Genomic DNA, 12,496 nt, shown 5'->3' with positions numbered 1-12,496 from the left:
AGTGAACCCTTTTTCGTTTAAAATGTTAAAATAAAAGTGAAAGTTCTCTGTACATTTTGTATATATGAAAAGACTATCTAATTTTGCAGTTTAGTTGCATAAGCAATCAACACATAAAACCACTATATGAATACTAAGAGTTTAGGATTAGCCTTATTTTTCTTTTTTAGTATAGCATCTACAGTTTCGGCACAACAGTTTCTATCGCTGGAACAATGCCGACAACTTGCAATAGAGAACAATAAATCGCTCAAGATAGCTTCTGAGCAAGAGAGAATAGCATATTATGAGAAAAAGGATGCACTTACCAAATTCTTCCCCGAAATATCGTTTACGGGAGCATATTTGCGCAATGAGAAGAATTTGTATCTCATTCCATCTTCTGCCATACCTACATCCATACCTCTCCCAATAGAGATTCCCGGAATAGGCAATAACATTCCGATAGACGACAAAATCCGTAATAGCATTCACGATCTTGGAAAGGTAGACATTAAAAACGTATGGGCGGGAGGATTTACGCTTACACAACCGTTGTTTATGGGAGGAAAGATCGTTGCATACAATGATCTGAGATCTTATGCCCAAGACCTAGCCAAAACGATGAAAGAGACTCAGATGACAGAAGTAATCGTGGAAGTAGACAATGCATATTGGCAGGTTGTATCAGTTGCCAATAAGAAGAAGTTGGCAGAGGCGTATGTCAAACTCATGCAAAAGATGGACTCTGATATTTCAGCAATGGAACAGGAAGGCGTAGCCACAAAAGCCGACAGGCTATCAGTGAACGTAAAACTAAACGAGGCAGAGATGACTCTTACAAAAGCTGAAAACGGACTGAGCCTTTCAAAAATGCTATTGGCTCAAATATGCGGACTGGAGATTAACGATCAGCTTACTTTGAAAGATGAAAATATAACAAGCATTGCAACCGACGAAAGTGCAGACACTATGCCCAACATAGACGAAGCCATATTGAGCAGGACAGAAATAAGAAGTCTCGAGCTAGCGACAAAGATATACGGTAAGAAAGAAAAGATTGCAGTAGCCGAGTTTATGCCGAATGTTGCGCTCACAGCAAACTATTTATGGACAAATCCGAACCTGTTTGATGGTCTGGAAAATAAGTTCGCCGGAATGTGGAATGTAGGAGTACTGCTAAAAGTCCCTTTGAATTTCGCTTCTAATTCTGCAAAACTGAATGTAGCGAAAGCCGAAACCCGTATCAAAAAATTTGAAATGGAGGACGCAAAGGAAAAAATTAAATTGCAAATAAACCAATCAGCATACAAACTGTCGGAAGCAAACAAAAAACTAAAGACTGCACAAAAAAACACAGAAAAGGCTGATGAAAATCTAAGATACGCAAACGTAGGATTCGAAGAAGGAGTAATCCCTTCGTCGGATGTTATAGCAGCACACACAGCCTGGCTATCGGCTCACTCGGATCTGATAGATGCTCAGATCGACATTATATTATGTCGAATATACCTGAACAAAGCATTGGGTCGTAAGTTTTAAAAACATCTTATATTTATCTATATATAAGGAACTAAGATGATAAAAAGTATACAATTGGGAAAACAATAATAAAGTGTCACTTTTGTCACCTTTTAGACCTAAAACAACTGATTAACAAATCGATATATATTTGAAAAAAAGTAACAAATAAAGATATGGATACAGAAAACAAAAAAACAGGTTCTAAACTCATACCTATTCTGATTTTTGCCGCCGTTATTATTCTAGTTGGCTTATACGGTTTCTTCTTCCTCAACCAAGAAGACAACATCATACAAGGAGAAGCGGATGTAACCGAAGTACGTATATCCAGCAAAGTACCCGGACGTATAGCAAAATATATGGTAGACGAAGGAAGCTATGTGAAAAAAGGTGACACTCTTGCTATACTAAGCATTCCTGACATCGATGCTAAGCTGGCACAGGCAAATGCGGCACAACAAGGAGCTGCAGCACAAAACCAGAAAGCAATAAAAGGCGCACGTGTAGAACAAATCCAAGGAGCATACGAAATGTGGCAAAAGGCTAAAGTAGGAACAGACATAACGCAGAAGTCGTACAAGCGTGTTCAAAACTTGTTTGACAAAGGTGTTGTAACCGCACAAAAGAGAGATGAAGCCGAAGCACAATACAACGCATCAGTTGCAACAGAAAAGGCCGCGAAGTCTCAATACGACATGGCTGTAAACGGTGCAGAAAAAGAAGACAAAGAAGCAGCCTTTGCCATGTTGGAAAGAGCAAGAGGTGCTGTAGCAGAAGTATCATCTTACATCTCAGAAAGCTATTTGATTTCGCCGATTGACGGAAAGGTTACCGAAAAATTCCCGAACGAAGGTGAGTTGGTAGGTACAGGAGCTCCAATAATGAATGTTGCAAAACTAGACGACAAGTGGGGTTCATTCAACATCAGAGAAGACCATCTAAAAAACTATAAAGATATAGGTAAGACATTCAAGGCATACGTCCCGGCACTGGATCAGGAAGTAGAGATGACCGTATATTATGTCAAAGATTTGGGATCGTATGCAGCATGGAAAGCCACCAAAACAACAGGACAGTACGATAGAAAGACTTTTGAGGTAAAAGCTCGATTCAACGATAAAGCCATCGATGTATTGCCGGGAATGTCACTTATCATTAAAGAATAACAAATGAGCTCTAAAACCGGTATACTAGCCATATTCAAAAGGGAGTGGATACGTATATCCTCATCCAAAATATGTATATGGGGAATATTCGTTGCTCCGCTATTATCCATGATTATTTTGATGTGGATGATGAGTGCAGGGCTACCCTCACGTATACCTATTGCGGTGGTAGACTTAGACAATACAACTACAACACGCTCTTTGATACGCCAGTTGGATGCTTTTGAAAAAACGAATATACAGTATAAAAGCCTTTCGTTTAAAGAAGCAAGACATCAGATGGAGCGAATGGAAGTATATGCTGTACTGACGATTCCGAAAGATTTTACGAAAGATGCAATTTCAGGCAATCGCCCCAAATTGGTTTATTATACCAACAATGCTTTTTTAATATCGGGCTCTCTGCTATTTCAGGACTTGAAAACAATATCTACGCTGGCTTCGGCCTCAGTAGGACTAAAGACCGCAACGGCAAAGGGCTATACAGAAAACCAAATCATGCCGATCTTGCAACCGATTACCATAGATGCGCATCCCACAGGAAATCCCTGGCTCAACTATTCGGTATATCTGAATAATGTTCTCTTGCCGGGTATATTGCAATTGATTATCCTGATGTTTACCGTATCGGCATTGGGCTCCGAAATAAAAGCGGGTAACGGGCCAAAACTTATGTCTATGGGAGATAATTCCATCATGAAAGTAATGATAGGAAAACTACTTCCGTACACGATCATATATATGGGGATAGCGCTATTATTTATGGCAGTCCTTTATTACATCAATCGATTTCCATTGCATAATGGTTTTTGGCCTATGTTCTTTAATTATGTATGCCTCATTCTGGCAGCACAGGGAGCAGGCATCATACTTTTGGGAATATTCCGCAATTACCGGTTTGCCCTAAGCATAGCCAGCCTCATCGGAATGGTATCATTCTCCATCACAGGATTTTCATTTTCTACATTGGCGATGGATGGAAGCCTCAGCGCATTGAGCAACTTATTCCCGCTAAGGCATTTTTTCCTTATCTATGTAGATCAGGCATTAAATGGTATAGCGGTAGGCTACTCCATGTATCATTATGCGGCACTGCTTGGCTTTGTGTTGCTATCAATATTCTTCTTCGGTACTATAAAAAAATTACTGAAGGATAACGTATATGAGCTATGAAAAGATTACTACTTGACATATATTATGTTTGGATCAACGAGCTAAAGGTCATATTCAAAGACCCGGCGGTTATATTGTTGTTCTTTATAGTACCGCTGGCATATCCTGTACTGTATAGCTTTATATACAATAACGAAACGGTACATGAGGTAAAAGTTATATTTGTAGATGATTCAAACTCTTCGCTCTCAAGAGAATTCAAGAGAAAGGTAGATGCCACAGCCGATGTAAAAGTAATAGGGTATGCTTCGGACATGGAAGAAGCCCGTGAAGCTCTCCGAAGGAAAGAGGCTTACGGGATAATGTATATCCCCAGAGACTTCAGCAAAGATATACATACTCAGCAGCAAACGAAAGTTAGTGTGTATGCCGACATGAGCAGTCTACTGTTTTATAAGGCAATGATACTCAGTGCTACCGAAGTATCGCTGGATATGGGTGCGGATATACGCGTGGTTGAAACCGGAAGCGGCAGTCAGGAGGAAGATGCGACTACCCGACAAACAGTAGAGAATGAATGGGTTCCGATGTATAATCCACAGAATGGATTTGCAAGCTTCCTTGTTCCTGCAATACTTATATTAATTATACAGCAAACAATGTTTCTAGGTATAGCTACTATTGTTGGTACGCATAACGACAAGAAACGTTTTACAATAGCATCGCACACGGCCCAAGGCAAAAATGTAGGCGCCATAAAGCTAACGATAGGCAAAGCCTTTTGCTATGCCTCTTTATACATGCTGATCTCGGTATGGGTGCTGAGAGTAATACCATATATTTTCAAGTTTCCGCAGATAGGAGACCCACTGACAATTGCAGCATTTCTTATGCCGTTCCTGTTGTCGGCTACATTCTTTACAATGACACTCTCCTACTTCTGTTCGCAGCGTGAATTCGGAATGATGTTGTTTGTATTCACCAGTGTCATATTCATATTTATCTCGGGTATATCTTGGCCTTGGACAGAGATACCTACAGCCATAAAGGCGATAGCATACATTGTTCCGTCTACACCGGGTATTCACGGGTTCATTAAAATAAATACAATGGGAGCTACACTCAATGATGTGTGGTTCGAATATATAGCTCTTTGGATACAGGCAGGAATATATTGTATTACGGCAACCATAATGTATAAATGGTGGATACAGAATTACGACCCGGAATACAAAGGTATGATAAGAAAAAGAGTTGAATAAATCTTCAACTCTTCTTCATCTTCTATTGATATTTCTCGAAGTCAAAATCTTCTCGCTTGGCAAAGCCCCCTTCTATAAGTAGCTCTGCGGCACGCCTGTAATCCTCTGATCTGACCTGCAATCTGGCAGTGCCTAATCCTGCAGTGTAAACAGTAAGATATTCTCCATTTACAACACAGTCTATGCCATTATCAATCAGAAATGATTTTGCTATAGCCAAATTAGCTTCAAAGTCAGCGCTTTTTAAAGTAACCAGTTCATCCATAATCTTTAGATTTATTATCCACTTATAAATGTAGATATAATCAACAAATTAGACAAGACGAATAAAATTTATTTCAATTATTTATAAAATAATTTGGTTTATAATATAAACTATTTTACATTTACAGAATAAAATATTATAAATCACTTTAAGGAAAAAAATATGATACTCCGGTTAACTCTAATAATAATTCTATTAACAGTGACTATCAACATATTCAGTCAGTCTCAAATACAAGGATATGTAAGAGATGAAAACTGCAAAGGTATAGCCTTCGCAAATGTTTATATAGAAAACACAGTAGATGGAACGAGCACTGATGAGAATGGACACTTTGTTTTAGAAACTGAAGAGAAAGGGTCTGTTACACTGATAGCTTCATTTGTAGGATATAAACCGTTCTCTATCACTTCCGATGTTTCGAAACTGAACAACCTAACTATTAACCTCAAGCCCGACTTAACAAACTTAAATGAAGTAGTCGTTACGGCAGGTAGTTTCCAGCTAAAAGGAGGATCGAATCTGGAGAAAAAGAATGCTATCGATTTAGTTACAGCTGCAGGCTCGGAAGGAGATTTATACAAATCGATAACAAACTTACCCGGCGCTCAAATATCGGGTACAGACGGCAAACTGCAAGTAAGAGGCGGAAGTAGTTATGAGACTCAGACCTATATAGATGAGATGCACGTAATGTCGCCATATACATCTATGCCGGCAAACACAGCAGTGAGGGGAAGGCACTCTACATTTATATTTGATGCGATAAATTTTTCAACAGGAGGCTTCTCGCCCGAATATACGCAAAGTTTGTCCAGCGTACTACCTCTGTCAACAAAAGACGAAAGCACTATTACGAAAATAGGAGCTAGCCTGACTAGTGTAGGCTTGGGAACGGGAGGCACAAAATCGTGGGATAAAGGATCAGCTTCTTTTGATGTAAATTATACAAACCTTGAACCATATACAAAACTTATATTCCCTGACGAAAAGCCGGATTGGGATAAGTATTATCAAGGAATATCGGCAGCGAATCAGTTTCGCTTTAAGCTAGGAGACAAAACATATCTTAAAACATATTTCACTTACGACAAAACCCTTTTTAAGAAAAGAGAGACTCCCGCATTCTGTAATATTGACCGCAAACTAGATTTTGATGAAGATAACTTATATCTAAACAGCACATTCAAAAAGCGATTTAGCAATGGGATCAATTACTTCGCCGGAGTAGCTTATTCTTGGAATAAGAAGAATATAAATAATGCCAAAGTACAGAATGACTTGTTTAAGTCGGATGAAAGTGAGCTCCATTTGAAAACAAAGGCAGAGAAACGGTTCTCAGGTTTGTATAAGCTTGGAGTAGGTACAGAGGCGTTGATTAGAAAATATGAAATGACTTATCTCGACGAGAAGAGTGTAGAAAGAAAAGTAAATCATAATATCGAAGGATTATTCGTCAGCAATGATTTTAACCTATCAGACAAACTGCTCTTAAACGCATCATCACGTATCGAGTATGCTTCGTTAGACAAGTCTTTTGCTCTACTTCCCCGCATTGCCTTAAACTACAATATAAAGAAAGACATTGTATTATCGGCTGTCGCAGGAAAATATCAGCAAACTTCCCCCAACGAAAATTTGATTTACAACAATCACCTCTCTCAAGAGAATACAACACAATATATACTGAGTGCACAAAATACAATTACAAATTATCGAGTATTCAGGGTAGAGCTTTATCACAAGAAATATAACAAACTAACTACCATATATGACGACTTTTATAACTCTGATGGACATGGATATAGCCAAGGTGTAGACCTAATGTATAAAGATGGGTTCAGAACAGGAAGCAAGCAATCCTTAGAATATATGCTATCGTATTCATACAATGATTCGAAGCGAAAGTATGCCGAATACAATGAAAAAATTATGCCTCCATTTGTTACAAAGCATAATGCATCGGTCATTCTAAGATATTCGAACGAAAAGTTAAAAAGCATAATCGGAGTTACAAACCGTTTTGCCAGTGGGCGTGCGTATCACAATCCAAATCTGCCCGGAGTGATGAACGAAACGACTCCCGCTTACAACTCTTTGGATGTTAGTTGGACTGTATTGGCACACAAAAGACTAATCATATATGCGAGTGCCTCAAACATTCTTGGTAGAACCAATATATATGGGTATGATTATAATCCAAACCCTAATACGTCAGGCAGATATGAAGCAAAGCCTATAAAGTCGTATCAAAATAATTTCTTCTTTATCGGCTTCTTCTGGACGCTAAGTGGAAAAGTAGCATACGACCCGGCAACATTCTAAAATAAAACATTAACCCTTAATTATATTCTTATGAAAACGATTAAATTTTATCTTTGTATAGCAATACTAATTGTACCAATGGCTTTATCAGCAATAACAAATACTGATTCAACCTATTTGAAAGTAATGGAGAAGACAGTATTAAAATTAGATTCTGCCAAATCGGTAAACGAGTTACAAACAATCCGGAATCAATTTGAACGGATATCTTTGAAATATGACAAAGAATGGCTGCCTCTTTACTATGTCGCATACACAGGGATACAAATGGCATATTACAATCCGAAGGCAGAAAATAATGAGGCTATTCTCGAAACGGTAAAAGCAAGTCTTGACAAGCTAAATTCATTTACCGATGCCGACAAGTCGGAAGTCAGGACTTTGTATGGGTATTATTACAATGGATTATCGATGACCAACCCGGCAGTAAATGGACAAAAATATTTTAATGATGTGATCAGCAACTATGAAAAGGCTATAAAGTTGAATCCCGAAAATCCGAGACCAATCTTTTTACTGGCTTTTTATGAAAGTTTTTTACCTGATTTTATTCGCTCGAAACGTGATTTTTGTGAGGAGATAAGTAAAGCAAAGTCATTATATCAGAAAGAACAAAAAACAATAGACAAACCGCATTGGGGCGAAGCCTTTATGATACAAATTTCGGCCAAGTGCAATAAATAAAATAATACCGGCATAATGGAAAATAATTTCTCAGAACAAGATAGCTTGAGAGTTATCAATGAGATGATCTCACAAGCAAGGAACAATTTTCAAAGAGGGGGTATCAGGACTAGTATATTTAGTGGATATGTGGTGGCAGCAACCGCTTTTGCCAATTTCATCCTCATCCATACATTGGAAAATTCAAACCAATCATTTTGGGTTTGGCTAACAATGATTCCAATGATGATAATCTCAAGAATAATAAACAGAAAATATTCGAAAAGTGCCACAGTGAAAACCCACATAGATAAAATAGTGAGATACATCTGGAATGCATTTGCCATATCGGTTGCGATCTTCCTCATAACTATCTACGGAACAGCATACGCCTTACAGTCCGGCTTTCTGGGAATCCTTATAACTCCCATTATTTTGACAATGATGGGTGCAGCACAATTTACAACCTCTATCGCTTGCCGATTCAAACCATACCTTTATGGCGCATGCATTTTTTGGGGAGGAGCCTTAATGTGCACATTAAGTTATATTTTTGCTAGTGGTGATATTCAATTTATTATCTTGGGCATATGTGCTATCCTTGGACTTTGTGTGCCGGGGCATATAGCAAACCGTAAAGCTATTAAAAATGTTTAAAGACCTTGATCCTCTCTTACACTCCCAACTCCGGCTGGCAGTAATATCATTGCTGCTGTCGGTAGAAGAAGCTGACTTTGTCTTCATCCGAGAAAAGACAGGAGCAACTGCGGGTAACCTGAGCGTACAAATAGAAAAACTAAGTGAAGCGGGATATATCAACGTCCGCAAATTCATTGATGGGAAGAAACCCCGAACGGTTTGCAAAATAACTCAAACAGGCATAGATGCATTTGACAAATACGTAAAAAATCTGCAAAGTTATATTAAGAAATAATACAAGAAGCAAACCATATCTTTATTAAGCGTGTTATAAAAGGTAGAGTTCAATTTTATTAACATAAAAAATAAAAGAGTATGGAATTCATTTGGTCAATAATAATAGGTATAGCTGCCGGATTTATAGCCGGCAAGATTATGAAAGGCAGTGGCTTCGGACTTATACTAAATCTTATAGTCGGTATTGTCGGAGGATTACTCGGTGGATGGATATTTACGCTGCTCGGGTTGGATGTAAACGGTATTCTAGGCAACCTGGTAATGTCTACTATAGGAGCAATCGTACTGCTTTGGATAATATCCTTATTTAAGAAAAAAGAATAAAGTATAAAAAGAGATAATTCTTAAAAGCTAAGAAAGAGGTATATTCCAACGAGTATTATCTCTTTCTCTGCTTTTAACTAATTCTTATTTCTTCACCAGCAATACTACATTCTCTACATGATGTGTATGAGGGAACATATCTACAGGCTGTACTTTTTCCACTTTATATTTTTCGTCCAACAAAGATAAGTCACGTGCCTGAGTAGCCGGATTACAACTAACATACACTATACGCTCGGGCTCGGCAAAAAGAATTGTCTTTATCACATCATCATGCATGCCTGCACGTGGAGGGTCTGTGATAATCACATCAGGACGTCCATGCTCATTGATGAAATCTTGTGTAAGAATATCCTTCATATCTCCCGCATAAAACAGCGTGTTATCTATCTTATTTATTTGAGAATTAACTCTCGCGTCCAAGATAGCATCCTCTACATATTCTATCCCTATCACTTTCTTTGCCTTACCGGCTACAAAGTTGGCAATAGTACCTGTACCTGTATAGAGGTCATATACAAGCTCATCGCCCGATAGGTTTGCAAAATCACGTGCTATTTTATACAAGTTATAAGCTTGTTCGCTATTTGTCTGATAAAAAGACTTAGGGCCTATCTTAAACTTTAAGCCTTCCATCTCTTCATAAATGCAATCATTCCCTTTCCATACCAGAACTTCCTGATCTGTTATAGTATCATTCGCTTTCTGATTGACAATATAGAGCAACGACGTTATTTGAGGAAACTCTGTAGCAACAGCCGTCAATAAGTATTGTTGTTGATCTTTTTCATCATCATAGAAAACAACAATCACCATCAGTTCGCCCGTTGTGGATGTCCGTACAATAAGGTTGCGCATCAATCCTCCTCTATTTCTTAAATCAAAGAAGGTATAGTTTTTATCGTAACAGTATTGACGTATAAAATTGCGGATCTGATTAGAAATATCTTCTTGCAGCCAACATTTGTCTATATCCAACACCTTATCAAACATACCCGGAATGTGAAAGCCCAACGCATTCATATTATCAAAACTTTCGCCGGAATTAATTTGCTCCAAGGTAAGCCATTTTTTATTCGAAAAAGTGAACTCTAATTTGTTTCTATAAAACTGTGTCTTTTCCGAGCCTAATATATGATGAATACCGGGTAACTCTATTTTTCCAATACGCGTCAAATTATCCTCAACCTGCTTTTGCTTATACTTTAATTGCTCCGCATAGGGCAGAACTTGCCACTTACAGCCGCCACAGATACCGAAGTGTTCACAGAATGCTTCTGTGCGGTTTGGTGAGTATGAGATAAAACGGACAGGCTTCCCTTCCGCATATTTATTTTTCTTGCGGGTTATTTGTAAATCGATCACGTCGCCCGGCACAACGTATGGTATAAACACAACCAAATCGTCTACCTTGGCTATCGCTTTGCCTTCTGCGGCTACATCTACGATCTCTACATTTTCTATTAACGGAAGTTCTTTTTTCTTTCTGGCCATTGATCTTTATTTGAGTATAAAATGCGTGCAAAGATAATTTTATTTTTTCGCTTTTTGATGATAGCAACACCGGCTATCTCGACATCTTTAGAAAAAGGTGACAAAAGTGACACCTTTTTGCATATATTTCATTGTCACTTTTCCATATTAAGCTATAAAAAGGATATCCATATCACAGATCACTTATATAAGATAAATTAGAACAAAAGATATAACCTGATGGCCTCTGCCCTATTTTTTCTTCATTTCCTTAATAGTCTTGTAACAGACAAAAGTCAGAAATAAACCAATTAGAATAATAACCGCCCATAAGAAAAGAGGCTTTTCAATCAGTGACGGCTGCCTATCAGGCGGAGCAGCGATTGCTATATCTATCTGAGATAGATTCTCAGTTTTAATAATAGGTAAATCTACAGGAATATCATTCTTAAAGTGATCTATGTCATAATCAGGTGATGATTTAGACTTCAGTCCAACCTCCAAACAATACTTTTCACCCTGCTCTAGGTAAGCACACAAATAACGATTCAACCCATACGCTTTGATTGAAGTAATATCTAACGGGAGATTATTGTTATTCTCGATAGCTATAAAAGTTTGCTTGCCAAGAGGAAAATAATCGACGATGAAAGAGTTATCCGTTTTGGACGACAAATCGAACCTTAAAGTCTTTCTGTTGATTGTATCAGACAAAAGAACATGCCGCAAATAATGAGCATCACTTTGTACCGATATCTCCAGTCGATTGATCTTATATGTGTCGTGCAAATCGGGAAAACTGATATATGTCTTTTTGTTTATACTATCTTTTGCCACAAACCGCCCTAGACTGATTTCAGAAAACTGTCCATAAATATTTGAGCTTGCATAATCACCTACCCTTAATATTTTCAACGGACTGTTTTGATCATTTTCAATCGTTATCTCATAATACTTATAGTTTCCTTGGGGAATATCGAGCAGTAAGGCTTCTTCGTTATTATCCGCCTTGTGCCCCAAGCTATAAATATGGGTCTTCTGCTTTACAATATACCATTGCGACATATCATTACTCCCTCTCACCGAAGCATATTTATTGACGTCGGCACTACGTATAAAAATATAAAAACGACTTATATCATCTAGCTTTGTATTATCTATAACAACAATATTAAGACTATCCTTTTCAATATTCTGCTTTAATGAATAGCTTTCAAATCGACTTACTTCCTGCACCGGACTCACCGCTCGCAGAAAATAAGGGATCTCTTTATTTTTACTATTGTATATCCTCAAATCGGACAAGTCAAACGCAACAGACTTCGCTATTATATGCTGATCTAGTTCTATATTATAATAGCCTTTTTCCTGTACAGGCTTTATTTCTGCACGCCAAAGTGACTGCCCAGAGACTTGAAAGAGAAAAAGAGAAAGCAGATATGTAAATATTATTCTTTTCATCAGTC

Annotated in this window: 12 protein-coding genes; 9 read left to right on the top strand and 3 right to left on the bottom strand. The window is 37.9% G+C overall.

The features are described 5' to 3' along the window. The first annotated feature begins 126 nt into the window (after positions 1–126). The 4 genes from HMPREF9456_RS03020 (at position 127) to HMPREF9456_RS03005 (ending at position 5,044) form a co-directional block, all read left to right on the top strand. Positions 127–1,521: a TolC family protein gene (locus tag HMPREF9456_RS03020; protein ID WP_006841979.1), complete on the top strand. Its 1,395-nt coding sequence runs from the start codon at positions 127–129 to the stop codon at positions 1,519–1,521. A 155-nt stretch (positions 1,522–1,676) separates the two neighbouring features. Then, entirely contained in the window at positions 1,677–2,669 is a 993-nt protein-coding gene (locus tag HMPREF9456_RS03015) for an HlyD family secretion protein (protein WP_006841978.1), read from the top strand. 3 nt (positions 2,670–2,672) lie between these two features. Further along, positions 2,673–3,842 carry an ABC transporter permease gene (locus HMPREF9456_RS03010; protein WP_006841977.1) on the top strand — a complete coding sequence of 390 codons (1,170 nt, stop codon included), beginning with the start codon at positions 2,673–2,675 and terminating at the stop codon, positions 3,840–3,842. Then, on the top strand, positions 3,839–5,044 hold the full coding sequence (locus HMPREF9456_RS03005; protein WP_006841976.1) for an ABC transporter permease: 1,206 nt from the start codon (positions 3,839–3,841) through the stop codon (positions 5,042–5,044). The genes HMPREF9456_RS03010 and HMPREF9456_RS03005 overlap by 4 nt, the downstream gene beginning before the upstream one ends. A gap of 22 nt (positions 5,045–5,066) precedes the next feature. Here the strand turns inward: HMPREF9456_RS03005 and HMPREF9456_RS03000 are convergent, their stop codons facing one another. Next, complete coding sequence (locus HMPREF9456_RS03000) at positions 5,067–5,309, bottom strand: putative signal transducing protein (protein ID WP_006841975.1); 243 nt, start codon at positions 5,307–5,309, stop codon at positions 5,067–5,069. Between the two features lie 162 nt (positions 5,310–5,471). Between HMPREF9456_RS03000 and HMPREF9456_RS02995 the strand changes: the two genes are divergently transcribed. From HMPREF9456_RS02995 to HMPREF9456_RS02975, 5 genes are all read left to right on the top strand, one after another. Next, on the top strand, positions 5,472–7,634 hold the full coding sequence (locus tag HMPREF9456_RS02995; RefSeq protein ID WP_006841974.1) for a TonB-dependent receptor: 2,163 nt from the start codon (positions 5,472–5,474) through the stop codon (positions 7,632–7,634). A 30-nt stretch (positions 7,635–7,664) separates the two neighbouring features. Next, positions 7,665–8,318, top strand: a complete 654-nt coding sequence (locus HMPREF9456_RS02990; RefSeq protein WP_006841973.1) for a hypothetical protein — start codon at positions 7,665–7,667, stop codon at positions 8,316–8,318. A gap of 15 nt (positions 8,319–8,333) precedes the next feature. Then, complete coding sequence (locus HMPREF9456_RS02985; RefSeq protein WP_006841972.1) at positions 8,334–8,954, top strand: hypothetical protein; 621 nt, start codon at positions 8,334–8,336, stop codon at positions 8,952–8,954. Then, positions 8,947–9,231 (top strand): winged helix-turn-helix domain-containing protein, encoded by a 285-nt coding sequence (locus tag HMPREF9456_RS02980; protein WP_006841971.1) that lies wholly within the window; start codon positions 8,947–8,949, stop codon positions 9,229–9,231. The genes HMPREF9456_RS02985 and HMPREF9456_RS02980 overlap by 8 nt, the downstream gene beginning before the upstream one ends. A gap of 80 nt (positions 9,232–9,311) precedes the next feature. Beyond that, the gene (locus tag HMPREF9456_RS02975; protein ID WP_006841970.1) at positions 9,312–9,557 is read left to right on the top strand and encodes a GlsB/YeaQ/YmgE family stress response membrane protein; all 246 of its coding nucleotides are present in this window, start codon (positions 9,312–9,314) and stop codon (positions 9,555–9,557) included. 84 nt (positions 9,558–9,641) lie between these two features. Here HMPREF9456_RS02975 and rlmD read toward each other — a convergent pair whose 3' ends face one another. Together rlmD and HMPREF9456_RS02960 are read right to left on the bottom strand one after the other, a co-directional pair. Continuing rightward, a complete protein-coding gene (gene rlmD / locus HMPREF9456_RS02970) occupies positions 9,642–11,051 on the bottom strand; it encodes a 23S rRNA (uracil(1939)-C(5))-methyltransferase RlmD (RefSeq protein WP_006841969.1) in 1,410 nt (469 codons plus the stop codon). Between the two features lie 231 nt (positions 11,052–11,282). Then, positions 11,283–12,491: a hypothetical protein gene (locus tag HMPREF9456_RS02960; RefSeq protein WP_006841968.1), complete on the bottom strand. Its 1,209-nt coding sequence runs from the start codon at positions 12,489–12,491 to the stop codon at positions 11,283–11,285. Positions 12,492–12,496 lie beyond the last annotated feature (5 nt).

The sequence above is a fragment of the Dysgonomonas mossii DSM 22836 genome, from assembly GCF_000213575.1.
Classification (GTDB): domain Bacteria; phylum Bacteroidota; class Bacteroidia; order Bacteroidales; family Dysgonomonadaceae; genus Dysgonomonas; species Dysgonomonas mossii.
The sequence above is the reverse complement of the archived record's forward strand: the minus strand, read 5'-3'. Positions and strand labels throughout refer to the sequence as shown.

Excerpts from the sequence above, each read along its gene's own strand:
- HMPREF9456_RS03020 (WP_006841979.1), top strand. The coding sequence starts at position 127 with ATGAATACTAAGAGTTTAGGATTAGCCTTATTTTTCTTTTTTAGTATA.
- HMPREF9456_RS03015 (WP_006841978.1), top strand. The coding sequence starts at position 1,677 with ATGGATACAGAAAACAAAAAAACAGGTTCTAAACTCATACCTATTCTG.
- HMPREF9456_RS03010 (WP_006841977.1), top strand. The coding sequence starts at position 2,673 with ATGAGCTCTAAAACCGGTATACTAGCCATATTCAAAAGGGAGTGGATA.
- HMPREF9456_RS03005 (WP_006841976.1), top strand. The coding sequence starts at position 3,839 with ATGAAAAGATTACTACTTGACATATATTATGTTTGGATCAACGAGCTA.
- HMPREF9456_RS03000 (WP_006841975.1), bottom strand. The coding sequence starts at position 5,309 with ATGGATGAACTGGTTACTTTAAAAAGCGCTGACTTTGAAGCTAATTTG.
- HMPREF9456_RS02995 (WP_006841974.1), top strand. The coding sequence starts at position 5,472 with ATGATACTCCGGTTAACTCTAATAATAATTCTATTAACAGTGACTATC.
- HMPREF9456_RS02990 (WP_006841973.1), top strand. The coding sequence starts at position 7,665 with ATGAAAACGATTAAATTTTATCTTTGTATAGCAATACTAATTGTACCA.
- HMPREF9456_RS02985 (WP_006841972.1), top strand. The coding sequence starts at position 8,334 with ATGGAAAATAATTTCTCAGAACAAGATAGCTTGAGAGTTATCAATGAG.
- HMPREF9456_RS02980 (WP_006841971.1), top strand. The coding sequence starts at position 8,947 with ATGTTTAAAGACCTTGATCCTCTCTTACACTCCCAACTCCGGCTGGCA.
- HMPREF9456_RS02975 (WP_006841970.1), top strand. The coding sequence starts at position 9,312 with ATGGAATTCATTTGGTCAATAATAATAGGTATAGCTGCCGGATTTATA.
- rlmD (WP_006841969.1), bottom strand. The coding sequence starts at position 11,051 with ATGGCCAGAAAGAAAAAAGAACTTCCGTTAATAGAAAATGTAGAGATC.
- HMPREF9456_RS02960 (WP_006841968.1), bottom strand. The coding sequence starts at position 12,491 with ATGAAAAGAATAATATTTACATATCTGCTTTCTCTTTTTCTCTTTCAA.